This window comes from Listeria welshimeri serovar 6b str. SLCC5334, assembly GCF_000060285.1.
GTDB lineage: Bacteria > Bacillota > Bacilli > Lactobacillales > Listeriaceae > Listeria > Listeria welshimeri.
On the sequence record NC_008555.1, the window covers coordinates 142,886 to 168,758 of the forward strand.

Annotated in this window: 28 protein-coding genes; 25 read left to right on the forward strand and 3 right to left on the reverse strand. The window is 36.6% G+C overall.

All coding sequences use genetic code 11. The features are described from left to right. Positions 1-624, reverse strand: a complete 624-nt coding sequence (locus LWE_RS00705; RefSeq protein WP_148264564.1) for a cyclic nucleotide-binding domain-containing protein — start codon at positions 622-624, stop codon at positions 1-3. A 64-nt stretch (positions 625-688) separates the two neighbouring features. Beyond that, positions 689-1,525 carry an STAS domain-containing protein gene (locus LWE_RS00710; protein ID WP_011701011.1) on the reverse strand — a complete coding sequence of 279 codons (837 nt, stop codon included), beginning with the start codon at positions 1,523-1,525 and terminating at the stop codon, positions 689-691. Positions 1,526-1,742: 217 nt separating this feature from the next. Between LWE_RS00710 and holB the strand changes: the two genes are divergently transcribed. The 6 genes from holB to rsmI are packed head-to-tail and all read left to right on the forward strand — an operon-like array spanning position 1,743 to position 5,918. Beyond that, entirely contained in the window at positions 1,743-2,735 is a 993-nt protein-coding gene (gene holB, locus LWE_RS00715; protein ID WP_011701012.1) for a DNA polymerase III subunit delta', read from the forward strand. 5 nt (positions 2,736-2,740) lie between these two features. After that, positions 2,741-3,574 carry a PSP1 domain-containing protein gene (locus tag LWE_RS00720; RefSeq protein WP_011701013.1) on the forward strand — a complete coding sequence of 278 codons (834 nt, stop codon included), beginning with the start codon at positions 2,741-2,743 and terminating at the stop codon, positions 3,572-3,574. A gap of 10 nt (positions 3,575-3,584) precedes the next feature. Continuing rightward, a complete protein-coding gene (yabA, locus tag LWE_RS00725) occupies positions 3,585-3,974 on the forward strand; it encodes a DNA replication initiation control protein YabA (protein WP_011701014.1) in 390 nt (129 codons plus the stop codon). 57 nt (positions 3,975-4,031) lie between these two features. Further along, complete coding sequence (locus tag LWE_RS00730; protein ID WP_011701015.1) at positions 4,032-4,784, forward strand: tRNA1(Val) (adenine(37)-N6)-methyltransferase; 753 nt, start codon at positions 4,032-4,034, stop codon at positions 4,782-4,784. Beyond that, entirely contained in the window at positions 4,768-5,040 is a 273-nt protein-coding gene (locus LWE_RS00735; RefSeq protein ID WP_011701016.1) for a GIY-YIG nuclease family protein, read from the forward strand. Before LWE_RS00730 ends, LWE_RS00735 begins: the two co-directional genes overlap by 17 nt. Continuing rightward, positions 5,037-5,918: a 16S rRNA (cytidine(1402)-2'-O)-methyltransferase gene (gene rsmI / locus LWE_RS00740; RefSeq protein ID WP_011701017.1), complete on the forward strand. Its 882-nt coding sequence runs from the start codon at positions 5,037-5,039 to the stop codon at positions 5,916-5,918. The genes LWE_RS00735 and rsmI overlap by 4 nt, the downstream gene beginning before the upstream one ends. Before the next feature lie 42 nt (positions 5,919-5,960). Here rsmI and LWE_RS00745 read toward each other — a convergent pair whose 3' ends face one another. Then, positions 5,961-6,245 (reverse strand): AbrB/MazE/SpoVT family DNA-binding domain-containing protein, encoded by a 285-nt coding sequence (locus tag LWE_RS00745; protein ID WP_011701018.1) that lies wholly within the window; start codon positions 6,243-6,245, stop codon positions 5,961-5,963. 114 nt (positions 6,246-6,359) lie between these two features. Here LWE_RS00745 and LWE_RS00750 point away from each other — a divergent pair, with 114 nt between their 5' ends. The 19 genes from LWE_RS00750 (at position 6,360) to LWE_RS00840 (ending at position 25,864) form a co-directional block, all read left to right on the forward strand. Then, complete coding sequence (locus LWE_RS00750; protein ID WP_011701019.1) at positions 6,360-7,217, forward strand: GRP family sugar transporter; 858 nt, start codon at positions 6,360-6,362, stop codon at positions 7,215-7,217. A 61-nt stretch (positions 7,218-7,278) separates the two neighbouring features. Further along, the gene (locus LWE_RS00755) at positions 7,279-8,538 is read left to right on the forward strand and encodes a DUF1214 domain-containing protein (protein ID WP_011701020.1); all 1,260 of its coding nucleotides are present in this window, start codon (positions 7,279-7,281) and stop codon (positions 8,536-8,538) included. A 245-nt stretch (positions 8,539-8,783) separates the two neighbouring features. Then, complete coding sequence (locus LWE_RS00760) at positions 8,784-9,644, forward strand: GRP family sugar transporter (protein ID WP_011701021.1); 861 nt, start codon at positions 8,784-8,786, stop codon at positions 9,642-9,644. Positions 9,645-9,709: 65 nt separating this feature from the next. Continuing rightward, the gene (gene metG / locus LWE_RS00765) at positions 9,710-11,710 is read left to right on the forward strand and encodes a methionine--tRNA ligase (RefSeq protein ID WP_267128355.1); all 2,001 of its coding nucleotides are present in this window, start codon (positions 9,710-9,712) and stop codon (positions 11,708-11,710) included. A 172-nt stretch (positions 11,711-11,882) separates the two neighbouring features. After that, on the forward strand, positions 11,883-12,656 hold the full coding sequence (locus tag LWE_RS00770; RefSeq protein ID WP_041176297.1) for a TatD family hydrolase: 774 nt from the start codon (positions 11,883-11,885) through the stop codon (positions 12,654-12,656). Positions 12,657-12,947: 291 nt separating this feature from the next. Further along, positions 12,948-14,186 carry a G5 and 3D domain-containing protein gene (locus LWE_RS00775; protein WP_011701024.1) on the forward strand — a complete coding sequence of 413 codons (1,239 nt, stop codon included), beginning with the start codon at positions 12,948-12,950 and terminating at the stop codon, positions 14,184-14,186. A 101-nt stretch (positions 14,187-14,287) separates the two neighbouring features. Continuing rightward, on the forward strand, positions 14,288-14,863 hold the full coding sequence (rnmV, locus tag LWE_RS00780) for a ribonuclease M5 (protein WP_011701025.1): 576 nt from the start codon (positions 14,288-14,290) through the stop codon (positions 14,861-14,863). Then, positions 14,856-15,743, forward strand: coding sequence for a 16S rRNA (adenine(1518)-N(6)/adenine(1519)-N(6))-dimethyltransferase RsmA (rsmA, locus tag LWE_RS00785; protein WP_011701026.1), 888 nt, complete (start codon positions 14,856-14,858; stop codon positions 15,741-15,743). The genes rnmV and rsmA overlap by 8 nt, the downstream gene beginning before the upstream one ends. A 119-nt stretch (positions 15,744-15,862) precedes the next feature. Next, positions 15,863-16,120: a biofilm formation stimulator Veg gene (gene veg, locus LWE_RS00790; protein ID WP_003718261.1), complete on the forward strand. Its 258-nt coding sequence runs from the start codon at positions 15,863-15,865 to the stop codon at positions 16,118-16,120. A gap of 135 nt (positions 16,121-16,255) precedes the next feature. Next, on the forward strand, positions 16,256-17,131 hold the full coding sequence (ispE, locus tag LWE_RS00795) for a 4-(cytidine 5'-diphospho)-2-C-methyl-D-erythritol kinase (RefSeq protein WP_011701027.1): 876 nt from the start codon (positions 16,256-16,258) through the stop codon (positions 17,129-17,131). A gap of 21 nt (positions 17,132-17,152) precedes the next feature. Then, on the forward strand, positions 17,153-17,890 hold the full coding sequence (gene chbG, locus LWE_RS00800) for a chitin disaccharide deacetylase (protein WP_011701028.1): 738 nt from the start codon (positions 17,153-17,155) through the stop codon (positions 17,888-17,890). 163 nt (positions 17,891-18,053) lie between these two features. Further along, on the forward strand, positions 18,054-18,872 hold the full coding sequence (gene purR / locus LWE_RS00805) for a pur operon repressor (protein ID WP_003722721.1): 819 nt from the start codon (positions 18,054-18,056) through the stop codon (positions 18,870-18,872). A gap of 174 nt (positions 18,873-19,046) precedes the next feature. Further along, positions 19,047-19,724, forward strand: coding sequence for an efflux RND transporter periplasmic adaptor subunit (locus LWE_RS00810; protein WP_011701029.1), 678 nt, complete (start codon positions 19,047-19,049; stop codon positions 19,722-19,724). Positions 19,725-19,772: 48 nt separating this feature from the next. After that, on the forward strand, positions 19,773-20,465 hold the full coding sequence (locus tag LWE_RS00815; protein WP_011701030.1) for an ABC transporter ATP-binding protein: 693 nt from the start codon (positions 19,773-19,775) through the stop codon (positions 20,463-20,465). Then, a complete protein-coding gene (locus tag LWE_RS00820; protein ID WP_011701031.1) occupies positions 20,462-21,673 on the forward strand; it encodes an ABC transporter permease in 1,212 nt (403 codons plus the stop codon). The genes LWE_RS00815 and LWE_RS00820 overlap by 4 nt, the downstream gene beginning before the upstream one ends. 688 nt (positions 21,674-22,361) lie before the next feature. Beyond that, positions 22,362-22,670 carry a septation regulator SpoVG gene (gene spoVG, locus LWE_RS00825; protein WP_011701032.1) on the forward strand — a complete coding sequence of 103 codons (309 nt, stop codon included), beginning with the start codon at positions 22,362-22,364 and terminating at the stop codon, positions 22,668-22,670. A 119-nt stretch (positions 22,671-22,789) separates the two neighbouring features. Then, positions 22,790-23,098, forward strand: a complete 309-nt coding sequence (gene spoVG, locus LWE_RS00830; RefSeq protein ID WP_003722726.1) for a septation regulator SpoVG — start codon at positions 22,790-22,792, stop codon at positions 23,096-23,098. Positions 23,099-23,483: 385 nt separating this feature from the next. Continuing rightward, complete coding sequence (gene glmU, locus LWE_RS00835; RefSeq protein WP_011701033.1) at positions 23,484-24,857, forward strand: bifunctional UDP-N-acetylglucosamine diphosphorylase/glucosamine-1-phosphate N-acetyltransferase GlmU; 1,374 nt, start codon at positions 23,484-23,486, stop codon at positions 24,855-24,857. 50 nt (positions 24,858-24,907) lie between these two features. Continuing rightward, positions 24,908-25,864: a ribose-phosphate diphosphokinase gene (locus LWE_RS00840; protein ID WP_011701034.1), complete on the forward strand. Its 957-nt coding sequence runs from the start codon at positions 24,908-24,910 to the stop codon at positions 25,862-25,864. Positions 25,865-25,873 lie beyond the last annotated feature (9 nt).

Consider the following 25,873-nt stretch of genomic DNA (forward strand, 5'->3'; position numbering starts at 1 on the left):
TTATGTTAAAAATTCTAGTTCATCCAATGATTCCGCATCTATTTCAAAATGTTTATCTTTTTTAAATACGATTCCATCCGCATATAAGGTATTTAATTGCGTGTAAAAAACCTTTTTAGAAAGATTTGTATAACTTTTTAAAATTTTAGAGTTTAATTCTTTTGGAAATACGAATTTACCCTCTTTGGCTTCGAGATCAAATAAGATAACAAAAGTTTTCAAAGCGAATAACAAGCGATTTTGCTTTGGTACCATATATAAAATAGAACGATAAAAAGCATGTTTAGAGACATCTCGTGAAAATAAATAGTGAAAACCAAAATTTTCTGGAAAGGCCGACAAAGAAAAAGTAAATTCTTTGTTATCTATAATATATACAGTTACATCTGTTAAAGCGTAGAAATGTAAATCTTTTGGAAAATTTTCTGAATGTGGAAAATAACAGAAAAAATTATTTTTGGCGAGAATGGTATATATTTCAGTGGAATCGTCACCAAAATAAGCCGATACAAAACCTTCTTTAATAAGAAAGATGTTATTTGTTTCTGTGGAATGCACTATTGTAATCAAATCACCAGCTTGATAAGTCTTTTCTTTAAAAGAAATATCATAATTTTTTAGCATGTTTGTATATTCAACATAATCGAAAGGTGAGACCATACGCTTTCCTCCTTCAAAACAAACCTTTTTATATGGTTCGAGTTTGATCTTGTAATACAGCCTTTAAAGAGTGATAGGCTTGGATGGATAGATTTAAGTCAACGCGATTGATTTGTTGTGCCATCTTTGGCTGGATGCCGGAAATGAAAGCTTCAACGCCAAGAAGTCTAAGCACAGTTACTAAATTATTAAGCATTTCACCAAGTGCATCATCAAAATAAGTTATACCAGATAAATCAATACAAAGCTGTTCGACTCCAAATTTCACACACTTACTTGCGGTAATTTCAGAAAGTTTTTCAGCTCTTTCACGGTCAACTCGTCCCATTAAAGGAAGTATCGCCAATTTGTCAGTAATCGAAATAACAGGCGTACTGATTTCTTCAATTAAAAGATGTTGTTGTTCCATGTGTTTCACAATATCGTTGTAATACATCGCTGAAAATGCCTCATTAATCCGGTCAAATCCGTGATTAACCATAGCCATACTAGAAAAAAAGTCGTATTTAGACACTTCGTCATTTTCAATACAAAAATCAGAAACAGCTGTCACAAATTCGCGGCGAAGTTTATCAAGCGTAGTAATTACTTCTGGTAGAGGGACTTCGTTTTCCATACGACGCGCGTACATATTATCAAGCCACTTATCTAGCTTCTCAAAGAAAGCATTTTTACCAGTAAAATAAGAAATAATTAGGTCTGCTGTTTGCTCACTATCAGCACGTAACTCATCTTTGTAACGCGGAGAATAAACAAAACTAGTATACGCTTTTTCATTTTCATAAATTTTTGAAAGCCAGTTGTTAATAATTTCTTCGGTGTGAGCTCTTAAATAAAGCTCCATACTTCCATTCGATTCATTCATACCAGACAACCCCTTCAAGTCTAAGTATCATAACTACTTTTCTTTTATTCTATGCTCAAAATGCTATGCTGTCCATTTAAATATTTGAAAAAGAGCTAATTTATTGAAATTGTAACATAGTATAACAAATTCATCGTTATTTTTTTGTTAAAATTCCGAAGCTATTTAAGCCTTGTCATGTTATAATATTACAATATGGATAGAAAGGAAGTTTTTTGTGGGATTACAGGATGAACTTACAGTGATGCAACCAGTGGTCATGAAGATTTTTTCAAAAAGTGTCCGCGAAAATCGATTATCTCACGGCTATTTATTAGAAGGATCAAGTGGTACAGGAAAAAAACGCACCGCACTTTGGTTAGCGCAGAGTCTTTTTTGTTTAGAGCGTACTGAAACCGAACTTGCATGTGGTAAGTGTGCCAATTGCATGAGGATAGCGAGTCATAATCATCCGGATGTTCATTTGCTAGAGCCAGATGGAGCTAGTATCAAGATTGATCAGGTTCGCGCGCTTAAGCAAGAATTAAGTAAACGCGGAATGGAATCAGATCAAAAAGTAGTTATCATTTATGATGCAGAAAAAATGACTGTTCAATCAGCCAATAGTCTGCTGAAATTTATAGAAGAACCAGAGGGCGGTTTGTTATTATTATTTTTAACAACCAATCCTGGCCAAATCTTGCCAACAATTCAATCAAGATTACAACCAGTCACATTCAAATCACTCACTTTTGATAGTTTGTTATCACAACTTACAGCAGCAGGTATCTCCGAACAAAAAGCGCGGATTTATGCTAGTATTACTGGTAGTATAGAGCAAGCTAAGGCTTTTGAAGAAGATGATTGGTTTAGTGAGGCAAGAAATGTAGTAATCAAGTTGTATGAAGGGATGCACCATCAAGGCACCAGCCCGTTAATTATCATTCAAGAATCATGGATGCCACTTTTTAAAGAAAAAGATAAGATGGCGCTTGGACTCGAATTATTGTTACTGTTATACCGCGATAGGTTACACCTTACACTTGATGAGAACTACGAACCAATTTGTACTGCGCAAAAAGAAATACTTGGACAAGATGCGCTACGTAAGTCATTGTCCGAAACCACAGGGGAAATCGAGAAGATTCTCGCTGCGAAATCAAAACTGGATTCCAATATGAACACGCAACTTCTAATGGAGCAGTTAGTTCTGGAAATCCAAGGGAGGTAATCGCTATGCTTAAAATTGTAGGCGTCCGTTTTAAAGACGTTGGTAAAATATATTATTTCTCACCGGGAGATCTTGAAATCACAGAGAACCAAGGTGTTATTGTTGAAAATGCACAAGGAATTGAATTTGGAAAAACAGTCATTGAACCACGCTATGTGGATGAAGAAGATGTCGTTTTACCACTTAAGAAAGTACTTCGTGTCGCAACAGAAGCAGATTATAAATGTGTTGCAGAAAATGGCGATTCTTGTCAGAAAGCCTTTTTACTCTGTGATGAAAAAATCCGTGAGCGCGAACTTGAAATGAGTTTAGTAGACGTAGATTACACATTTGACCGGAATAAAATCATTTTTTACTTTACTGCAGAGGGTCGTGTGGATTTTCGTGAGCTCGTGAAAGATTTAGCTTCTGTATTTCGTACTCGTATCGAACTTCGTCAAATCGGTGTTCGTGATGAAGCGAAATTGCTTGGTGGGATTGGTCCATGTGGTCGTATGCTTTGCTGCTCCACGTTCCTAGGTGACTTCGAACCCGTTTCTATCAAAATGGCTAAAGACCAAAACTTGTCCCTTAACCCAACGAAGATTTCTGGCTTATGTGGACGTTTAATGTGTTGTTTGAAATACGAAAATGATGAATATGAACAAGCAAAACGTGAAATGCCAGATGTTGGTGTAAAAGTAAAAACTCCAGAAGGCGCAGAAGCACGTGTTTCGGGAATCAACTTGCTGTCTAGAATCTTACAAGTAAGTTTGCCCGAAGAAGAGACGGTTATAGAATATGAATTGGATGAATTACGTCCATATAACGAATTTCTAAAACAACCGGCAAAGTCTTGAGGTGAAAAAATTGGATAAAAAAGCTATTTTTGACTCAGTCAGTAATATGGAGGAGCAAATTGGCGAATTGTATCAGCAACTTGGAGATCTAAAGACAAACTTAGGTGAAATGTTGGAAGAAAATAATCGGTTAAACCTTGAGAATGAGCATTTGCGGCGTAGACTTTCTTTAACAGATGAAGGAACTCTTGAACCAGTGGCCGAAGAAGAGGCGGTTCATGGTGTAATGGCGCCAAATCGCAAAGAGGCAATGCAACAAATGATTGAACTCGGGGAAGGTTATGATAATCTTGTCCAACTTTACAAGGAAGGATTTCATGTTTGCAATGTACATTTCGGCAGCCCGCGTGGCAATGATGAAGATTGTTTATTTTGCCTATCCTTGCTTAACAAAAAATAACATGACGGGCCTTTCTCGATTTAAGAGAAGGGCTTTTTGCTAGAAAAGGTGAATTATTTGGAAAAACTCAAATTAATAGGCGATGAAAGACTCGATTACTTACTAGCAGAAAATTTGCGAATTATTCAAAGTCCATCGGTATTTTCTTTCTCCATAGATGCAGTTCTCCTGGCGAAATTTAGTTATTTACCAATCCGTAAAGGTAAAATAATTGATTTGTGTAGTGGAAATGGTATTATTCCTTTACTACTTAGTACACGAACAGAAGCGCAGATTGTTGGGGTTGAAATTCAAGAACGTCTTGCTGATATGGCCAAAAGAAGTGTTGCCTATAATCAACTGGAAGACCAAATTGAAATAATGGAATATGATTTAAATAAGATTACCGATTTGATTCCAAAGGAGCGAGCAGACATAGTTACGTGTAATCCGCCGTATTTCGCGACTCCAGCTACAAGCTTGAAAAACGAAAATGAACATTATCGCATCGCCCGTCATGAAATTATGTGTACGCTAGAAGATACTATTCGAGTTGCGGCTAGCCTTTTAAAACAAGGAGGCAAAGCAAATTTTGTCCATCGGCCAGAGCGCTTATTGGATATTATCGATTTAATGAGAAAATACCGCTTAGAACCGAAACGTATCCAGCTTGTTCACCCACGAATCGACCGAGAAGCGAACACGGTTCTGGTAGAAGGAATCAAAGACGGCAAGCCAGGTGTTAAGTATGTGCCGCCTGTTATTGTTTATGACGAGTTAGGCGAATATACACCAGTAATTAAGGAGATTTTATATGGCGAAAGCGAATGAACATTTCTTTTATGTACTAAAATGTAACGACAATTCTTATTATGGTGGCTATACGACTGATGTGACACGCCGAGAAGCCGAACACAATGCTGGCATTAGGTGCAAATACACTAAAACTCGACGTCCAGTAAAAGTCATTCATTTTGAAAAATTTGAAACGAGAAGTGAGGCCACGAAGGCAGAAGCTGCATTCAAAAAACTATCACGTAAAAATAAAGACAGCTATTTAATCGAGCGGGAGGAGGATTCAGAATGATAAAGAGTCAAAAAAGTTTCAGCGGAGACGTTCGAGGAGCACTGTACTTAGTTCCAACACCAATAGGAAATTTAGAAGATATGACATTTCGGGCGATTCGTATGTTAAAAGAAGCCGATATTATTGCTGCTGAAGATACGCGAAATACAGTAAAACTTTTAAATCATTTTGAAATTACTACTCGAATGACAAGTTATCATCAGTTCACAAAAGAAAATAAAGAGGATAATATCATTCAGCGTATGCTAGACGGGGAAGTGGTTGCACTAGTTAGTGATGCGGGGATGCCTTCTATTTCTGATCCGGGTTATGAACTTGTCCAAAGGGCGCTAAATGCTAGTATTCCAGTGATTCCATTACCTGGAGCAAATGCTGCTTTAACCGCCTTAATCGCATCTGGTTTAGCACCACAGCCGTTTTATTTTTATGGATTTCTCCCAAGACAAAATAAAGAACGTACCCAAGAAATCGAAAAATTAGCGGCACGTGAGGAAACTTGGATTTTGTATGAATCGCCACATCGTCTAAAAGAAACATTAAAAGCAATCATTAAAATCACTGGAAATGATCGGAAAATAGTTTTATGTCGTGAACTTACCAAACGATTTGAAGAATTTTTGCGGGGGACCGTAGAAGATGCGCTTAACTGGGCGACAGACGAAGAAGTACGCGGAGAATTTTGTATTATTATTGAAGGAAATGCAAATCCACCTGTAGCAGAAGAACTTCTCTGGTGGCAAGAAATGGATATTAAAACACATGTCACTACTGTGATGGAGCAAGAAAATGTTAGCTCTAAAGACGCGATAAAAACGGTTATGAAAGCTAGAAATCTACCAAAACGCGAAGTTTATGCCGCTTATCATGAAATAAAATAAAATCATGCGCGAGGTTCTTTTTCAGACCTCTTGCATGATTTTTTATAACGTATCGCCAAAGCGCCTTTTAATTTCTTCCATCAACTCTGCGGCGCCTTCTTTACTAAGCGTTAGTTTGCCATCAACGAATTTTTTATTATCAACAGAAAACTCTCCAGTAATATCACAAACCAAACCAGCTGAATATTTTTTTAACACAATTGCATCTTCATCTGTAAAAATTTCTAAGGGATCTTTTACGTTTAAATTCATCGTTCGTCGGATTTCGATTGGGATAACCACGCGACCAAGTTCGTCGATTTTTCTTACCATTCCAGTTGATTTCATTTTCTCACCTTCTTGATAATTTTAATTCATTTTAACAGATAATGACTAGAATAGGAATGATTTCGGGTGAAAAGGGTATAGACCATAAGTATAAGAATTAGGGGGAATAAAAAAATGAACATAGTTATAGCATTAATTCCAGCAGTTATGTGGGGGATTATGCCACTAGTTGTATCCAAAATCGGCGGAAAACCAAAGCAACAAATTATTGGAACAACTTTAGGGGCGTTAGTTTTTGCGTTAGGCGTTTTCTTTTTTACAAATCCAGAATATACGGCAACGATTATTATTGCTAGTTTTATTTCAGGGGCTTTTTGGAGTTTAGGGCAAATGAATCAATTTCGTGCCTTTACTCAAGTTGGCGTATCCAAAACAATGCCACTTTCAACCGGGATGCAATTAGTAGGTACATCTCTTTTTGGTGTTTTTGCATTTCATGAGTGGGGTACAACATCTAAATTAGTACTAGGTTTTTCGGCGTTAGCACTTATTATTATAGGTATATTTTTAACAAGTTACCAACAAAATAAAGACGAAAATTCCGGACAAAATATGAAAAAAGGAATTATTACTTTACTTATTTCTTCCGTTGGTTATGTTGGTTATGTCGTTATTACGCGCTGGTTTGATATTAGTGGTTGGGATGCGATTTTGCCACAAGCGATTGGGATGGTTATAGCAGGATTACTATTTTCCATTAAATCCGAAGAAAAGCGTTTTACAAAACAAACTTGGTTAAATATGATTCCGGGTATTATGTGGGCTACAGGTAATTTAGCACTATTATTCTCTAATAAATTAGTTGGGATTGCAACTGGATTTTCTCTTTCACAAATGGGTGTTGTCATTTCAACCATTGGGGGAATACTTTTCTTAGGAGAGAAAAAGACCAAGAAAGAACTTGTTCTCGTTATTATTGGAGTCATTTTAGTTATTATTGGTGGAACAATGATTGGAATTGCTAAGAGTTAAGTTTTCAATTAAGGACGTGCTATACTTATTTTAATCTAAATTAAAGGTGGTTATATTGAGTATGAATGCGAAATTAGAAGTAAATGCAGAAATGATAAAAGAATCTTATGTTTATTTATTATCGCGCTATCTCGTTTTACGACAAGAAAATTATGACATCAAGGAAGATAAAATTCCGTATAACACACTTAAACACAATGATGTATCGCCAGCAGATGCCAATTTTGTCAATCCGAATTTTGATGTTGTTTATTCCGAAACATGGATAGCTGTAGATGATGACAACGCGGTAATTTTAGAGGTGCCAGAAATTAAAAATCGTTATTATACTGTTCAAATTTTAGATGGTTGGGGAGAAGTAGTAACGAATATTAATGAACGTAATTATCCAGAACATCCTTATGGGAAATTTGCTTTCATAAAAAAAGGCACTAACCCATCTGTTCCAAATGATGCAGTGAAAATCGAATTACCTTCTGAAAAAGTAAAATTGCTCCTTCGTGTAGAACAAAAAGATGATCCGGCAGGCGCGGTTGCACTTCAAAAAGCATTCAAAATCGATGCTTCAAAAAACATACAAATTAAAGAACCATTATCTATACCACATTTCACAAATGCAGACTTTTTGTTAGAAGAAATTTATTCTAACTTAGAGGAAGTATTAGCAACATACCCTGATAAAATGCCAAAAGCGACAGAATTTCAAGATAAAGCAAGAAAAGTTGCAGCTTATATAGAGCTTGGTGATGAACAAAAAGCGGAAGTGAAAAATCTGATTATTAAAGAAGCCATTCCGTATTTTACTAAAGGTGCAAAAGGATTTGGGACACAAAAAGGTGGTTGGTCAGTTACTTATGTAGCTGGAGCCTTCGGAAATGATATTTTAGCGCGAGGCATCATTAATTATGGTGGCATTTGGGCAAATGCGATTCAAGAAGCTTTATATTTCATTGGTCAAAAAGGTACGGATGATGAGTTGTTAAATGGAGATAAAGTATATAAAATTCACTTTCCTGCAGACCAACTTCCAACAAAACTTGTAAATGCTTTTTGGTCAGTTACATTATACAGCGTTCCAGACTATCATGTTATCCCGAATAAATTAAACAAGTTTTGCATCAATGATCATTCAGGAGCAAAACTAAGTGAAGATGGGAGCTTAGAGCTATATATTGCCGCTGAAAAACCAGCAGAGGTAGCTGAAGAGAATTGGCTACCAAGTAAAGCGGGACAAGACTTCTCATTAAATTTCCGATTATACGTTCCAGAACAAGAAGTGTTGGATGGTAAAGTATTTTTACCACCACTTGAAGTACAATAAATTAATCAGTAAATTTAGCTAAGTATGCAGATACTCTTATTCAAGGTATACGCATACTTAGCTTTTTTCTGTTTAAATTTTAGAATGGGAATCTGAATGAAAATAAGAAGATGGAGGCCGTAATTAATCAGAATGCTTGTAAACGGGCGCAGTTTGCTCTGAAAACCTCTATCATCTTCTTATTATTTCCGCTATAATGAAATCATTGAAAACTAAATTAAAAGGCGAATAAGGAGGAAAACGATTTGAACATTTTAATTGCGCTAATTCCTGCATTACTCTGGGGAACAGTTCCGCTAATTATTACAAAATTTGGCGGTTCAACAAGACAACAAACCATGGGGATGACGCTCGGAGCGCTTGCTTTTGCGGTAATCGTTTTCTTCTTTACTGATCCAGTTTATACCTTTAAAACGGTCGGAATTAGTTTTATAACAGGGTGCTTATGGACTGTGGGTCAGATGTTTCAACTGAGAGCCTTCAAAATTATCGGGGTTTCAAAAGCCATGCCCATTTCAACCGGAATGCAATTAGTCGGAACAACGCTATGTGGTGTAATTCTATTTCATGAATGGGATACAACATTACGCATCATTTTAGGTTTTATCGCTTTAGCCCTTATTGTGGGTGGGATTTTCTTGACATCTTATGCTGAAAAACAAGAAGATGGAGCTAGTGCGTTAAAGCAAGGTTTAATCACCTTATTTATTTCTGCTTGTGGTTATGTGGGGTTAGTCGTCCTTATCCAAGGTTTTAAAATTGATGGAATTAACGCGATTTTACCGCAAGCTATTGGTATGGTGTTAAGCGCGCTTCTCATGACGCATAGCGGTGGAACAGAAAAACGTTTTACTAAGCGGACACTTTTACTTATGATTCCGGGGATTATTTGGGCAGCGGGAAATGTTGCGATGGTACACGCGAATCAACTTGTCGGAGTGGCTACTGGATTTTCCCTTTCGCAACTAGGCGTCGTTATCTCAACAATTGGCGGCATCGTATTATTGAAAGAAAAGAAAACAAGAAAAGAAATGCTTTACGTTATTGTAGGTGTCATTTTAGTCGTTCTTGGGGGAATTTTAATTGGTGTGGCAAAAGGTGCTTAATTAATTATTTCGTTTAGCGCGAAAAATGATATAATGATACTAATTGTTTTATTTTTAAGGAGGGAATTGTGTTGCCTGAAGAGAAAAATACGTTTTATATTACAACACCAATCTATTATCCAAGCGGAAAAGCGCATATCGGACATGCCTATACGACAGTTGCGGGGGACGCGATGGCTCGTTACAAACGCTTAAAAGGATATGATGTGTTTTACTTAACTGGAACAGATGAACATGGTCAGAAAATCCAAGCAAAAGCAAAAGAACGTGGAATTTCTGAACAAGAATACGTGGATGAAATTGCAGAAGGTTTCCAAGAACTTTGGAAAAAACTAGAAATTTCTAATACAGATTTTATTCGTACAACACAAGACCGTCATAAAACATCCGTAGAAAAAATCTTTGAACAACTTTTAGCACAAGGCGATATCTACTTAGGTGAATATGAAGGTTGGTACTCTGTTTCTGATGAAGAATATTTTACAGAAACTCAGTTAGAAGAAGTGTATAAGGACGAAAATGGCAAAGTAATTGGCGGGAAAGCTCCAAGCGGCAATGAAGTCGAGCTTGTTAAAGAAGAATCTTACTTTTTCCGTATGAGCAAATACGCAGATCGTTTAGTAGAATATTATAATTCCCATCCAGAATTTATCCTACCAGAATCAAGAAAAAATGAAATGATTAATAATTTCATTAAACCAGGCTTAGAGGATTTAGCAGTATCTAGAACAACTTTTGATTGGGGTATTAAAGTTCCTGGAAATCCTAAACACGTTGTATATGTGTGGATTGATGCACTTTCAAACTATATTACTGCGCTAGGATATAACACGGATAATGATACGAAATTCCAAAAATACTGGCCAGCGGATGTACAGATTGTTGGGAAAGAAATTGTTCGTTTCCATACAATTTATTGGCCAATTATGTTAATGGCGCTTGACTTGCCTCTTCCGAAAATGGTATTTGGCCATGGTTGGATTTTAATGAAAGATGGTAAAATGTCGAAATCTAAAGGGAATGTGGTAGATCCTTATATGTTGATTGAGCGCTATGGCTTAGATGCGCTTCGTTACTACTTATTGCGCGAAGTTCCTTTTGGTTCAGATGGTTTATTTACGCCAGAAGACTTTGTTGACCGTGTAAACTATGACTTGGCTAATGATCTAGGTAATCTACTTAATCGAACAGTAGCAATGATTAACAAATACTTTGATGGAGAAATTCCAGCATATCAAGGAAATGTAACAGATTTCGATCAAACTTTAGTAGATTTCAAAAATAATGTGGTAGAAGAATATGAGAAAAGCATGGAACATATGCAGTTTTCTGTAGCATTAAACCAGCTTTGGTCGCTCATTTCTCGGACAAACAAATATATCGATGAAACAGCTCCATGGACACTTGCCAAGGAAGAAGATAAACGCACGGAACTAGCGAGCGTCATGACACATTTAGCAGAAAACTTGCGTATTATCGCGGTACTATTACAACCATTCCTAACAAGAACACCAGGCGAAATCTTCTTACAACTAGGACTTCAAGAAGAAAACTTAAAAAAATGGGATAGCATTTATGGTTATGGAGAAATCCCAGCCGGTACAACAGTGGTGAAAAAAGGTACGCCAATTTTCCCAAGACTGGATGCGGAAGTTGAAGTTACGTATATTCAAGATGAAATGAAAGGTTCTGCCCCTGCTCCAGCTGAAGAAGTTGCGGAAGTCGTAGCACTTGAAACACCGCAAATCGGCATTGAAGATTTCGACAAAATCGATCTTCGTGTTGCAGAAGTAAAACAAGTAGAAAAAGTGAAAAAAGCGGACAAACTTCTTTGTTTCCAATTAGACCTAGGTGAAGGCAAACTACGCCAAGTGCTATCAGGTATTGCAGAATTCTATGAACCTGAAGACTTAATCGGCAAAAAAGTTATCGTCGTTTCTAACTTAAAACCTGTGAAACTTCGCGGATTAATGAGCGAAGGTATGATTCTCTCAGGAGAAAAAGATGGCAAACTAAGCGTCATTGAAGCAAGTAATACACTTCCGAATGGCGCAAAAGTAAAATAATAAGGAAATGAGCCCTAATTCACTTGAATGTGGGCTCATTATATTTATATAGAAGTAATTAAATGAAGCTAAGAACAAAATCATTATATGTCTCGTCTATAATTTGTCATTTTTGTTTAGATGGAAAATTATAGTATAATAGAAGGAAATGATTTTATTAGGAGGAATTACTTTGCTATTTGATACGCATGTTCACCTCAATGACGAGGCTTTTGATGATGATATAGAAGAAGTGATAAAACGCGCGCAGGAAAACGATGTGACACATATGGCCGTCGTAGGTTTTAATAAAGAGACAATTGATCGGGCGCTTCTATTAGCTGATAAATATGATTTTATCTCACTAATCGTCGGCTGGCACCCTACAGATGCTATCACCTTCACAGACGAAGATTTAGAATGGTTGCGCGATTTAGCTCTTACACATCCAAAAGTAGTTGCTTTGGGCGAAATGGGCTTGGATTATCATTGGGACACTTCACCAAAAGAAACGCAATTCGAGGTTTTTAGAAAACAAATCCGTTTAGCTAAAGAAGTGAATTTACCGATAGTCATTCATAACCGTGAGGCAACAGAAGATGTTGTTCGTATTTTGCAAGAAGAGCATGCGGAAGAAGTAGGAGGAATAATGCACTGCTTTGGTGAAACTGTCGAAGTGATGGAAGCGTGCCTAGCAATGAATTTTTACATTTCCTTTGGAGGAACAGTCACTTTCAAAAATGCAAAACTGCCAAAAATTGCGGCTCAAGCTATACCAATTGACCGAATGTTGATTGAAACAGACGCTCCTTATTTAGCTCCAACTCCAAATCGTGGAAAAAGAAATGAACCAGCATACGTCAAGTTAGTTGCCGAAAAAATTGCAGAACTCAAAGAAATGAAATATAGCGAAATCGCCACGCACACAACAGCTAACGCAAAAAAATTATTTAAAATCCAAAAGTGATTGTAATAAAACTGTAACATAAGGGCGAGTCTGTAACCCAATCTTAAGCTTCGTGCAGATAAAAAAGACAGTTTAGGTCAAAACCCTTATTTTATGCCTAAGTCCAGAGTCGTAGAAAAATGACACATTTCTGTTACATTTGACACTTTAAGGTCAATTCACATTTATAAATGGCTTAATAGCAACGTTTGCAAGTTGAGATTGCGCAAATGTGAACAATCTGCCTGAAAAATTGACAGTTCTTTAGTCCCCTGTATATAATCACTAGCGAAGTAGAAAGGGGAGAAATACATGACCATGGAAAACAGCAGTAACGTAGCCCAATCATCAAAATGGAAATTACCAATCATGATTGCAGGATTTGTTATTGTAGTAGCATTGGTTTTTTATTTCGTTTTCGAAGGAACTAAAAACGATATCACTATAGTAAACGCTGGTGAAAAAACAGAATCAAGAACACATGCTAAAACAGTTTCTGAAGCATTAGATGAAGCAGGAATTAAAGTAAGTGCACACGATGAAGTTGCGCCAGGGAAAAATGCAGAAATTAAAGACGGTATGGAAATCAAATATCTTCCAGCACGTCAAATTACAATAAATGATAATGGCACTGAAAAAAATGTTTGGAGTACAAAATCAAACGTAGCAGATTTGCTTAAAGACGAAAATATTACAACTCGTCCGCATGATGTGCTAAGCGTGTCCTTAGATGATAAATTAAAAGATGGACTTGAAATCGATATTAATCGTGCCATCCAACTTTCCTTACAAAACGGAGCAAAAAAAGATACAGTATGGACAACAAAAACTCAAGTTGGTGATTTACTAAGTGAGAAAAACATCAAACTTGATAAAGATGACCGAGTTTCACCTGCTAAAGACAGTAACTTAAAGGAAAAAATGACCGTACAAGTTACATATGTTGATTCAAAAGCAGATAAGAAAAAAGAGCAAATCAAATTCAACACAGTTTACAAAGAAGACGACAGCCTTAATCAAGGAACTGAAAAAGTCGTTCGCGAAGGTAAAACTGGTGAAAAAGTTATTGAATATAAAGTAACATTTGAAAATGGTAAAGAGAAAAAACGCGATATCATTAAAGAAAATATCACTTCTGCAAAAACAGATAAAGTAGTTGTTCGCGGTACGAAAGAAAAAGCTGTCGTATCTAAAATCGCAAATGCAAAACCTGCTAAAAAAGTAACAACAACGAACACTTCTTCACACAAATCATCATCAAAAGCTCCATCTAATGGAAAAACATTTACGATGGAATCTACTGCATATTCAGGTGGTGGAGTTACAGCTACTGGAATTAACTTAAGTGCTAATCCTGGTATGAAAGTAGTTGCTGTTGATCCAAGTATTATTCCACTTGGTTCTCGTGTTTGGGTTGAAGGTTACGGAGAAGCAATCGCTGGAGATACAGGCGGCGCTATTAAAGGAAATATCGTTGACGTATATTTCTCCAATGAAAGTTCTTGCTATTCTTGGGGTAGAAGAACAGTTACTGTAAAAGTGTTAAACTAAAATCGTATAAAAACGAGGCTGACTCATAGGGCCTCGTTTTTTCTTTGCCCAAAATGTGGTATGATGTATTTACTTATTTTATAAAAAAGGATGTAGTCACTTTGAGCGAAAAGCCTATAATACATGAGTTCATTGTTGTGGAAGGTCGTGACGATACAACTGCAATTAATCGTTCGGTCATTGCAGATACAATTGAAACGAATGGTTCGGCACTTTCACAAGAAACTATCGAAAAAATTAGACATGCGCAGGAAATTCGTGGGGTTATTATTTTTACTGATCCAGATTTTCCAGGCGAAAAAATCAGAAAACAAATTGACTCAGCAGTTCCAGGATGTAAGCACGCATTTATTAATCGTCAAGATGCACTTCCAAAAGCAGGTCGAGGTCTTGGTGTAGAACATGCGAGTAGCGCAAATATTCGAGAAGCATTAACGAATTTTCATATTAGCAGTACACCTGTAGAAAAACAATTTATCTCAAAAGATATACTTATGCGCCTTGGCCTTCTTGGCGGAGCAGGGGCGAAAGATCGTCGTGAAAAACTAGGCAACGCACTTAAAATCGGTTACACAAATGGAAAACAATTACAAACAAGACTAGAGTCATTTGCCATTAGTGAAGAACAGTTAGTGGCTGCGTGCCAAAAGATTATGCAGGAGGAAGAGAATGAGTAAAGATATCGCAACTCCCGGAAAAACAACAGAAATCTTAAAAAAATATGGTTTCTTATTTAAAAAAAGTCTCGGTCAAAACTTTTTGATTGATAGTAATATTTTGACACGAATCACTGATACAGCTGGAATTTCAAAAGAAACAAATGTAATTGAAATTGGCCCTGGGATTGGCGCATTAACAGAACAATTAGCAAAAACAGCCAATGAAGTAGTTGCGTTTGAAATTGACCAACGTTTATTACCGATTTTGGATGACACGTTAAGTGCTTATAATAATATTCAAGTAGTTCATGGAGATGTTTTGAAAGCAGATGTAGAAGAAGTAATCACGCAACAATTCTCTAAATCAGAATTGCCGCTTAAAATCGTTGCGAACCTGCCATATTACGTAACCACGCCAATCATTTTAAAACTACTTCATGATAATATCCCAGCAGATTCCATGACTTTTATGCTTCAAAAAGAAGTGGCTGACCGGATTAGCGCAGTTCCAAGCACGAAAAGTTATGGTAGTTTAACTATTGCTATTCAGTTCTATATGGAAGCCGAATTAGCTTTTATCGTGCCTAAAACAGTTTTTATGCCGCAACCTAATGTTGATTCCGCAGTCATCCATTTAAAACGTCGAAAAGAACCGCTTGCTAAAGTAAACGATGAAGAATTTTTCTTTGAAGTGACAAGAGCTTCTTTTGCTCAACGAAGAAAAACATTATGGAACAATTTAGCTTCGAAGTTCCCGGCTTTGAAACCGCGTAAAGATGAGTTAGTAGAAGGTTTAAATGCAATTGGTATAGACTTAATCCGTCGTGGAGAAACATTGGATATACCTGAATTCGCTAAATTAAGTAATTTTCTAGCTGATTTTTTAGAAGAAAAATAATTTTTTTCAAAAAGAGCGCTTTCTTAGTTGACAGTTAGCCCTTCTAACTGTTAAAATATTTGGTTATTGATTTCGAACCTCATCTATGGTATAATAAGTATTAGTGAGGTGGAAAATAAATGCCAAAAACCATTGCAAGCATTAAGACGAATTTAGATTCTAGATTAGGTAAAGCATTGACATTGAAAGCAAACGGTGGTCGTAAGAAAACGATTGAACGTTGCGGTATCCTAGCTGAAACATATCCATCCGTTTTCATTGTGGAGCTTGATCAAGATGAAAACAACTTTGAAAGAGTATCCTATAGTTACACGGATATCTTAACAGACGCAGTAGAACTTGTATTTACAGATGATAATAAAGAATTAGCTTTATAATAAGCTGAAGTAGCCGAACCGTATAGTATGGTTCGGTTTTTGCTTTACATAACCCAGTTTTGGACCGCCTGCTACATATTTCTTCTTTCATATGATAGAATAGAAAAAGAGATTTTGAACGCGGAGGCCGAGAAAATGAAAATAAGCATAACAGCACCAGCTAAAATTAATCTTTCACTTGACGCGCTGTACAAACGTGAAGACGGCTATCATGAAGTGGAAATGGTGATGACAACAATAGACCTTGCTGACAGATTAAGCTTAGAACGCTTAGACGAGGATAAGATTGTGCTAGATGTAAAAGCGCATTTTATCCCAGAAGATCGTCGTAATTTAATTTACCAAGCGGCTCTTCTTTTGAAAAAACGTTTTAACGTAAAAATGGGTGTACGCATTATAATTGATAAACACATTCCAGTTTCCGCGGGACTTGCTGGTGGTAGTTCGGATGCGGCCGCGGCGCTGAAAGGTTTAAACATAATTTGGGAACTTGGACTTTCGATAGAAGAATTAGCAGAAATAAGCTCAGAAATTGGTTCTGATATTGCTTTTTGTGTATATGGAGGAACGGCTCTTGCTACCGGACGCGGAGAAAAAATTACAGCTTTACCTAATATTCCGGGTTGCTGGATTGTATTAGCTAAACCGAGTATTAGTGTTTCTACACCTACTATTTATAAAGAATTACAAGTAGAAAATGTTGAACATCCTAATACAAAGAAAATGATAGAATCCATCAAAATTGGCGACTTAGATGGGATTTTTGCTTCAACCGGAAATGTTTTGGAATCTGTGACTTTAGAAAAAAATCCACAAGTGAAACGAATTAAAGATCGGATGATGGCATTTGGTGCTGAGGCAGCGTTAATGAGTGGTAGCGGCCCAACAGTATTTGCGCTCATCAAACAGTATTCAAGAGCAAAACGTGTCTATAACGGCTTGCGAGGCTTTTGTGAGGAAGTCTATATGGTTAGACCGTGGAGCGAAAGTGAAAACGAAACTATTAATTAATGGATGAGAGGGGTCAAACAAATGAAAATTATTTTTAATGCAGATGATTTTGGAATTAGCCCAGGAGCAGTTTATGGTATTTTAGAATCGTACAAAAAAGGCGTCGTAAAATCAACTACACTTCTTGCAAATAGCCCAGCGTTTGATTTAGCTGTAGAAGTGGCAAAAGAAAATCCTGGACTGGATATTGGTGCGCATTTGACTTTAACATTTGGTTCCCCACTTCTTCAAGGACTAGAAACATTAACTGATGATGACGGACGTTTCCGTAAAAACTACACAGCGCTAGAAAACGGTTTAGCGGATGTGGATATGGGAGAAGTAGAACGTGAATTAACCGCGCAAATCAAGAAGATTTTGGGGGCCGGACTCACTATTTCCCACTTTGATACACATCATTCTATCGAGCCATTAATCTACCCTATACAACACAAATTAGCTGAAAAATATGGAGTATCCATTAGACGTCATGCAGATGTGTCTGATTTTGGTGCTATTAAAACACCTGATTTATTTGAAACAGCTTTTTATGCAGATGGCGTATCTTTTGAAACGATTAAAAAAATAGTGCAAGCGCATATTGGAACAAATGATGTAGTGGAAGTAATGACACATCCAGCTTTCATAGATGAAACATTACGTGAAATTTCTAGCTATGTAGAGCCACGTATCAAAGAAGTTTCCATTTTAACTTCAAGAGAGTTACAAGCTTATTTAGGTCAACAAGAAGTAGAAGTGATTAGTTTCCGCGATTTATAAGAATATTGACCTGTCAAAAGAACTTTATTTGGCAGGTTTTTTAATATGTTAAAAGAATAAATGTTGTCATTTTGATAGAAAACGTTTTATAATAGAGAAAATACGGACAAAATACGTGAAATAGCTTTTTAATATACGGAATTTTATCAAAGGGAGAGAGATTATGAAGATTCGTCGTAGTGAACGATTAATTGATATGACGCAGTTTCTTTTATCGCATCCGCGAAAGTTAGTGCCGCTTACGATGTTTGCTGAACGATATGGCTCAGCTAAATCTTCTATTAGTGAAGATTTGGTTATCATAAAGAAAACATTCGAGGACAGAGGAATTGGTACGCTTGAAACTGTTCCAGGTGCTGCTGGTGGTGTGCAATATATTTCCATAGCGGGAAATGATGATGTGCTAGATTTTGTGCATACATTATGTAACCGAATTGCAGAACCTAACCGATTACTTCCGGGAGGATATTTATACCTTTCTGATTTGCTCGGGGAACCGGTCACGCTTAAAGCAATTGGCAAAATTTTAGCAACTAAATTTAACAACCAAAAAATAGATGCAATTATGACTGTTGCAACAAAAGGTATTCCTATTGCGCAAGCGGTCGCTGAACATTTAAGTGTTCCGTTTGTTATTGTTCGCCGTGACAGTAAGGTTACAGAAGGTTCCACAGTAAGCATTAATTATGTTTCTGGTTCATCCAAACGAATTGAAAAAATGGAGTTATCCAAACGCAGCTTAGCAGAGGGATCCAATGTTGTTATTGTTGATGATTTTATGAAAGCTGGCGGAACAATAAATGGTATGAAGAATTTATTAGAAGAGTTCAATGCTCACTTGGTTGGCATTGGCGTTCTAGTTGAATCTGAATACGCGGAAGAACGTCTAGTTGACGATTATGTTTCACTTGTAAAAATTAAAAACGTCAATATGAAAGAAAAACAAATTGAAGTAGTTGACGGGAATTATTTTAATAGTTGATTTGATGGGCCTTAGGAGAGCTTTCTAAGGCTCTTTCTTTTGTGTAGAAGGTTATAAAAAACAAATCAGCCTTCCGATGTACTTCACTCACTTAACTTTTATGGTAGAATGGAACCTATCATTGTTACATAAAATACAGGGCTTCTAAACACTAGGAGCAGAAGGAGAACATTCATGAAAAAATGGGTTAAATGGTTAATAGTTATCGTTATTCTCGCAGTAGTGGCCGTTGGTGCGGTTTTCTTACTGTCAAAAAATAATGGCTCTGTAACAGAAGAGAAATTAGTTACAGCCAAAGTGAAACAAGGAGATATGAAAATCAATGCTACAGGAACAGGGGCTATTTCACCAGAAAATACGCAAGTTCCAGATTATGACAAACTTCAACTAGTAGCACAAATGGACGAACTTGATATTCCAAATATTAAGAAGGACCAAGAAGTAAAAATTACAGTAACAGCACTTCCAGACAAAACTTACAAAGGAAAAGTAAAAGAAATTGCAGAACAAGGCCAAGTACAAAACGGTGTATCTAGTTTTTCCGTAATCATTTCTATCGATAAAACAGATGATTTAAAAGCCGGTATGACTGCTGATGCTTCTATTTTAGTGAAAGAGAAAAAAGACGCATTATATGTGCCGATTGAAGCTGTTCAAAAAGACAGTGACGACAAATATTATGTATTAGTTCCGGAAGAAAAAGAAAATGGTAAAACGAAAAAAGTGAAGAAATTTGTAGAAACTGGTCTTCATAATGAAGATAATATCGAAATCACTAAAGGCGTTAAGAAAGACCAAAAAGTAATCCTTCCTACACAAGAAACTTCCACGCTTCCAGGTGCTCCTAGCTAAGTTTTTTGTAGATACGAATTAAATAAATTGTATGAAGGAGGGATAAACATGCCAAAACCGCTAATTGACATGAAAAATTTAACAAAAACTTATACGCTAGGCGGAGAAACTTTTAAAGCATTAGACGATGTTACTTTTACCGTTGAAAAAGGGGAGTTCCTATCCATCGTTGGTCCGTCCGGTTCCGGTAAATCAACTTTAATGAATATGATTGGTTGTTTGGATGTTCCAGATGAAGGTAGTTATCACCTTGATGATGTAGATGTGTTTAAACTAAGCGACAATAAATTATCCGAAATCAGAAATAAGAAAATCGGCTTTATTTTTCAGCAGTTTAATTTGCTTCCTAAATTATCTGCTTTTGAAAATATAGAGTTGCCATTAATTTACGCTGGACTGAGTGTTTCTGCACGCGAAAAAGCTGCTCTTGAATGCTTGGAAAAAGTTGGTCTGATTGAAAAGCGTAGAAATTTACCAACTCAGCTATCTGGTGGACAACAACAACGTGTAGCAATCGCGCGTGCCCTTGCTGGTAATCCGCAAATTCTTTTAGCAGATGAGCCAACGGGAGCCCTTGATTCCAAAACAGGTAAGGAAGTAATGGGAATCTTACAAGAGTTGAATCGAGCAGGAAATACAATTGTTATGATTACACATGATCCGACAATTGCCTCTTATGGAACAAGAAGCATTCGAATTCAAGATGGTAAATTATTCCATGAGGAGGCGACAAAAGCATGAATGTTCTCCAAAGTATGAAAATGGCATGGAAACAATTAAAAGCTAGTAAACTGAGATCTTTTCTAACGATGCTTGGTATTATTATCGGTGTCGCATCCGTTATTCTTTTAGTTTCGCTCGGAAATGGTGTAACCAAAGAAGTTGATGAGCAAATGGGTGACTTAGGATCCAATTTAATCACAGTAGTAAATAGTTCTGTGAATCCAAATGATAAATATACGTATGATGAAGTAATGAAATATCAAAATATTGATGGTGTTAAAAGCGTTTCACCAGAACTTTCAGGACAAGTGAATGCTACATTTGATTATAAAAACTCCAGCAATAAAGTTATAGGAACGAACGACCAGTATAAAGCAGCCCGTAGCCTCGAAATGAAGGATGGCCGCTTCTTGCTACCAATTGATACGGAATATGGTCAGAAGGTAGCTGTAATCGGCTCTACGGTAGCTAGTGATTTGTTTGGCTTCGGTAACCCCATTGGCGAAACAATTAGATTAAACGGCATGCCATACAAAGTAGTAGGTGTTTTAAAAGAAAAAGGTGCTTCGATGATGGGATCAAGTGATGATCAAATCTTCATTCCGATTTCTTCTGCTCAAAGACTACTAAAAGATACAAATGTACGAACTATTTATGTTGAAACAAAATCTGCTGAGGATGTTGATTTCGTGGTTAATACGTTGGAATCCCGCCTTGCTATAAAATTTGGTGACGAGAAAGAGCAAAAAGAGAAAGCTGCTTCCTCGGCGCAAATGGGACCATCATATCAAGTTATTAATCAACAAGAAATCCTCAATGCGTTTAATACAATCAGTACAACCTTAACAACTGCGCTTGGTGCAATTGCTGCCATTTCGCTTGTAGTAGGTGGTATTGGAATTATGAATATTATGTTAGTTTCTGTCAGTGAAAGAACGAGAGAAATTGGTATCAGAAAAGCGCTTGGAGCTAAAAAACGTGCTATTTTACTGCAATTCCTAATAGAATCTATCGTTATTAGTGTATGCGGGGGACTGATTGGAATAATTATTGGAGTCTCAGGAGCGCTTATCTTTGGCTCTGTTGCGGGTATATCATCAGGAATAACCGCGGGAACAATTATCTTTTCCTTTGTCTTCTCCTTATGTATTGGAGTGATATTTGGTATCGCACCTGCTAATAAGGCATCGAAATTAAGACCAATTGATGCTTTGAGGTCAGAATAACTAAAAAGAAATCCAGAATTTTGTTCTCTGGATTTCTTTTTTTCTAAACGGAAATACTAAAAAAGATGTCTTGTCATCTATATTTAATGTTTTTGTCATAATTAAACGCTTACAAAAGATTATTTTTTAAATTAAACGCCTAAAAAGATGAAAAAAGTCTTTAAATAATGCGTTAGAATGCTGTTTTTCGGGTATACAGTATTTATTGACTGTTTATCTAAAGTGGATTTTAGAGAAGCTAAAATGTAAAAATATAAACTCTAGAATTGGTTAAATTTGCGCTTTATTGTATACAATAATTTTGAGAAAAGAACAAAATTAGCACCCTTTTACTGGCATTCTGGCGTGCGAAATAGTATGATAATTACATTGCGTTACTGTGCTAGCAATGGTTTAGAGGTTTTTTTGACGCAAACAAAGAATATTGTATACAAAACAAAAGTTAACAAGAACAATTTTAAAATGTCAATGATTTTAAGAAAAAAACTATTTTTTTTAGTTTACAATTCACAAAGTTGTCAAATTTAGTTTTTTTTATTATTATGTTCATAGGGAAGAATTTTACGTTAAATATTGCTTGCATAAAAAGTAATTATTTCTATGGGGGAATTTTTCTCGAGTGTGTGTACTTATGTTGCATGTGAGCATTAGTTACAAGCAGCGCAACTAGATTAAGGTGGTGAAGATAATGGAGATTACAGATGTGAGATTACGACGTGTTGAGACAGATGGGAGAATGAAAGCTATTTCTTCAATTACGATTGATGGTGAGTTTGTTATTCACGACATTCGTGTCATCGATGGCAACGAGGGTTTGTTCGTAGCTATGCCAAGTAAACGTACGCCGGATGGTGAGTTTAGAGATATCGCACATCCAATTAACTCAGGCACCCGTGCAAAAATTCAAGAAGCCGTTTTAGCTGCTTATGAAGTAGCAGAAGAACCGGTTGCAAATGAAGAAACTTCCGCAAACGAAAGTGTTGTAGAAGAAAACTAAAAAAATCCTCGGTTAGAGAGAACGTTGTTGAGAACAGCTGGGGGATAAACACCTGGAATTTTAGCTGGGAGAAGCAGATTCTTTTTGAAAGAGGCAAATGGGATAAGGAGTGACTAATAATGCAAGTAACAGATGTGAGATTACGTCGTGTAGAAACTGATGGAAGAATGAGAGCAATCGCTTCAATCACTTTAGATGAGGAATTTGTAGTTCATGATATTCGCGTTATTGATGGGAATAACGGTTTATTCGTAGCTATGCCAAGTAAACGTGGTGTTGATGGAGAATTCCGTGACATCGCTCACCCAATTAATTCCGATACTCGTGCAAAAATTCAAGAAGTAGTATTAGCTGAATACGAGCGCGTTGGTGAAGAAGAAGCAACTGCAGTAACAGAAGAAGAATCTGAATCCGTTTCTGCTGAATAATTTTAAATTTTCAAGGGCTAGCCTAGTGCTGGCCCTTTTTGTGTGGCAAAAATAGCAAAAAAACCTTAAATAGCCTTGGTCTTCTATTTTGGCTATGGTATAATTAAAAGCAGAATGTAAATGAGGAGGAGAATTTTAAATGATGTTACAAAAACAGACATACTTGAATAAACTTTCTTGTAACCCGAACTTAGAATCTTCTTTTAATACAGCAATAAATAATCACGCTATATCTTTCGGAATTTTCAAACAAATAAAACATTAAATATACTCTTTACCCTAAAAATAAGGGTGGGAGTTTTTATTTGGTCGTATTCTTGAAAAAAAGCGGATTTTACGTTATCATTCATAGTGGATGAATAGTGAATATTGGAGGTCCTATATAATGTCAAAACGATATGCTGTAGTGCTTGCTGCTGGTCAAGGCACACGGATGAAGTCGAAACTTTACAAAGTGTTGCACCCGGTTTGTGGAAAACCAATGGTCGAACATGTAGTAGACCAAATTTCAACGCTTGATGTTGATAAAGTGGTTACAATTGTAGGTCATGGAGCTGAGAAAGTACAAGAGCATTTAGCTGGTAAAAGTGAGTTTGTGAAGCAAGAAGAGCAATTAGGAACAGCTCATGCGGTACTTCAAGCGAAACCAGAACTTGCTGGAAAAGACGGTGTGACGTTAGTTGTTTGTGGAGATACACCTTTAATCGAAGCTAGCACAATGGAAGCTTTGCTAAAATATCACCATGAAAAACGCGCAAAAGCAACAATCCTTACAACAGTTATTGAAGACCCTACAGGTTATGGCCGAATTATTCGAGATGACCTTGGTATTGTAGAAAAAATTGTAGAACATAAAGATGCAACAGAAAAAGAGCAACGCATTTCAGAAATCAACACTGGTACATATTGCTTTGATAACAAAGCGCTTTTTGAAGCATTAGAAAATGTCTCTAATGATAATGTTCAAGGAGAATATTACTTGCCAGATGTTATTAAAATTTTAAAAGATTTGGATGAAGTTGTAGCAGCATATAGAATGGAATCTTTCGAGGAATCTCTTGGGGTTAACGATAGAATTGCTCTAGCTGAAGCTTCTAAATTAATGCAACGTCGAATCAATGATAATCATATGCGGAATGGAGTAACGCTTGTTAATCCAGAAAATACGTATATTGATATAGATGTAAAAATTGGTCAGGATACAGTAATTGAACCGGGAGTTATGCTTCGCGGAAATACTGTGATTGGTGATGACTGTGTGATTTCAAGTGGTTCAGAAATTGCCAACAGCGTTATTGGTGAACGAGTTCATGTCAGAAATTCCTCCATTTTTGAAAGTAAAGTTGGAGATGACGTTCAAATCGGGCCATATGCTCATCTAAGACCTGAATCTGATATTCATAATCATGTGAAAATCGGAAATTACGTCGAAACAAAAAAAGCGATTGTTGGTGAAGGAACTAAATTACCACATTTCATTTATATGGGAGATGCGGAAATTGGTAAGAATGTCAATGTTGGTTGCGGAAGTATTGCTGTTAATTACGACGGCAAAAACAAGGCGAAAACCATTATTGGAGATGACGTTTTTGTAGGTTGTAATTCAAATCTAATTGCACCTGTCAAAGTGGGAGACCGTGCTTTCATAGCAGCTGGTTCAACCATTACAAAAGATGTTCCAGAAGATGCGCTAGGAATTGCTCGCGCGAAACAAGAGAACAAGATGGACTATGCGAAGCGTCTAAATCACGGTAAATAATTTCCAATTGGAAAGTTTAAAATTTTAATAAAAAATAGTGGAGGCTGATTATGTCAAACGAGTATTTTGATCCAAAGTTGAAGATTTTCTCGCTAAATTCTAATCGTGAACTAGCTGAAGAGATTGCGAAAGAAGTAGGTATTGAGTTAGGGAAATCAAGCGTTACTCATTTTAGTGATGGAGAAATCCAAATTAACATTGAAGAAAGTATCCGTGGTTGTCATGTATATGTTATTCAATCAACGAGTAATCCTGTAAACCAGAATTTAATGGAACTTTTGATCATGATTGATGCGTTGAAACGCGCTTCCGCAGCAACAATTAATATTGTTATGCCTTACTATGGCTATGCACGCCAAGACCGTAAAGCAAGAAGCCGTGAACCAATTACTGCAAAATTAGTAGCAAACTTAATCGAGACAGCGGGTGCAACTAGAATGATTACACTTGATATGCATGCTCCGCAAATCCAAGGTTTCTTTGATATTCCAATTGACCACTTGAATGCAGTGCGTCTTTTAAGTAACTATTTCAGTGAGCGTCATTTAGGTGACGATTTAGTAGTAGTTTCACCTGACCATGGTGGAGTTACACGTGCGCGCAAAATGGCTGATCGTTTGAAAGCGCCAATTGCAATTATTGATAAACGCCGTCCACGCCCTAATGTAGCGGAAGTAATGAATATTGTCGGTAATGTAGAAGGTAAAGTTTGTATTATTATTGATGATATTATTGATACAGCTGGAACAATCACACTTGCTGCAAAAGCATTACGTGAAGCTGGAGCGACAAAAGTATACGCTTGTTGTTCGCACCCAGTTTTATCTGGTCCTGCGATGAAACGTATTGAAGATTCGCCAATTGAGAAATTAATCGTTACAAATTCCATTGCTCTTCCAGAAGAAAAATGGATTGATAAAATGGAACAACTTTCTGTAGCGCCACTTCTAGGTGAAGCAATTGTGCGTGTTCATGAGAATGCATCTGTAAGTTCGTTATTTGAATAAGTGTTTAAA

Bases quoted from the DNA above. Each gene is read 5' to 3' on its own strand.
- LWE_RS00820 (WP_011701031.1), top strand. From the start codon at position 20,462: ATGAATGTTCTCCAAAGTATGAAAATGGCATGGAAACAATTAAAAGCT.
- LWE_RS00810 (WP_011701029.1), top strand. From the start codon at position 19,047: ATGAAAAAATGGGTTAAATGGTTAATAGTTATCGTTATTCTCGCAGTA.
- LWE_RS00720 (WP_011701013.1), top strand. From the start codon at position 2,741: ATGCTTAAAATTGTAGGCGTCCGTTTTAAAGACGTTGGTAAAATATAT.
- spoVG (WP_003722726.1), top strand. From the start codon at position 22,790: ATGCAAGTAACAGATGTGAGATTACGTCGTGTAGAAACTGATGGAAGA.
- LWE_RS00775 (WP_011701024.1), top strand. From the start codon at position 12,948: ATGACCATGGAAAACAGCAGTAACGTAGCCCAATCATCAAAATGGAAA.
- rsmA (WP_011701026.1), top strand. From the start codon at position 14,856: ATGAGTAAAGATATCGCAACTCCCGGAAAAACAACAGAAATCTTAAAA.
- LWE_RS00705 (WP_148264564.1), bottom strand. From the start codon at position 624: ATGCTAAAAAATTATGATATTTCTTTTAAAGAAAAGACTTATCAAGCT.
- LWE_RS00840 (WP_011701034.1), top strand. From the start codon at position 24,908: ATGTCAAACGAGTATTTTGATCCAAAGTTGAAGATTTTCTCGCTAAAT.
- veg (WP_003718261.1), top strand. From the start codon at position 15,863: ATGCCAAAAACCATTGCAAGCATTAAGACGAATTTAGATTCTAGATTA.
- LWE_RS00735 (WP_011701016.1), top strand. From the start codon at position 4,768: ATGGCGAAAGCGAATGAACATTTCTTTTATGTACTAAAATGTAACGAC.
- purR (WP_003722721.1), top strand. From the start codon at position 18,054: ATGAAGATTCGTCGTAGTGAACGATTAATTGATATGACGCAGTTTCTT.
- chbG (WP_011701028.1), top strand. From the start codon at position 17,153: ATGAAAATTATTTTTAATGCAGATGATTTTGGAATTAGCCCAGGAGCA.
- LWE_RS00750 (WP_011701019.1), top strand. From the start codon at position 6,360: ATGAACATAGTTATAGCATTAATTCCAGCAGTTATGTGGGGGATTATG.
- spoVG (WP_011701032.1), top strand. From the start codon at position 22,362: ATGGAGATTACAGATGTGAGATTACGACGTGTTGAGACAGATGGGAGA.
- rsmI (WP_011701017.1), top strand. From the start codon at position 5,037: ATGATAAAGAGTCAAAAAAGTTTCAGCGGAGACGTTCGAGGAGCACTG.
- LWE_RS00755 (WP_011701020.1), top strand. From the start codon at position 7,279: ATGAATGCGAAATTAGAAGTAAATGCAGAAATGATAAAAGAATCTTAT.
- LWE_RS00815 (WP_011701030.1), top strand. From the start codon at position 19,773: ATGCCAAAACCGCTAATTGACATGAAAAATTTAACAAAAACTTATACG.
- ispE (WP_011701027.1), top strand. From the start codon at position 16,256: ATGAAAATAAGCATAACAGCACCAGCTAAAATTAATCTTTCACTTGAC.
- LWE_RS00745 (WP_011701018.1), bottom strand. From the start codon at position 6,245: ATGAAATCAACTGGAATGGTAAGAAAAATCGACGAACTTGGTCGCGTG.
- LWE_RS00710 (WP_011701011.1), bottom strand. From the start codon at position 1,525: ATGAATGAATCGAATGGAAGTATGGAGCTTTATTTAAGAGCTCACACC.
- glmU (WP_011701033.1), top strand. From the start codon at position 23,484: ATGTCAAAACGATATGCTGTAGTGCTTGCTGCTGGTCAAGGCACACGG.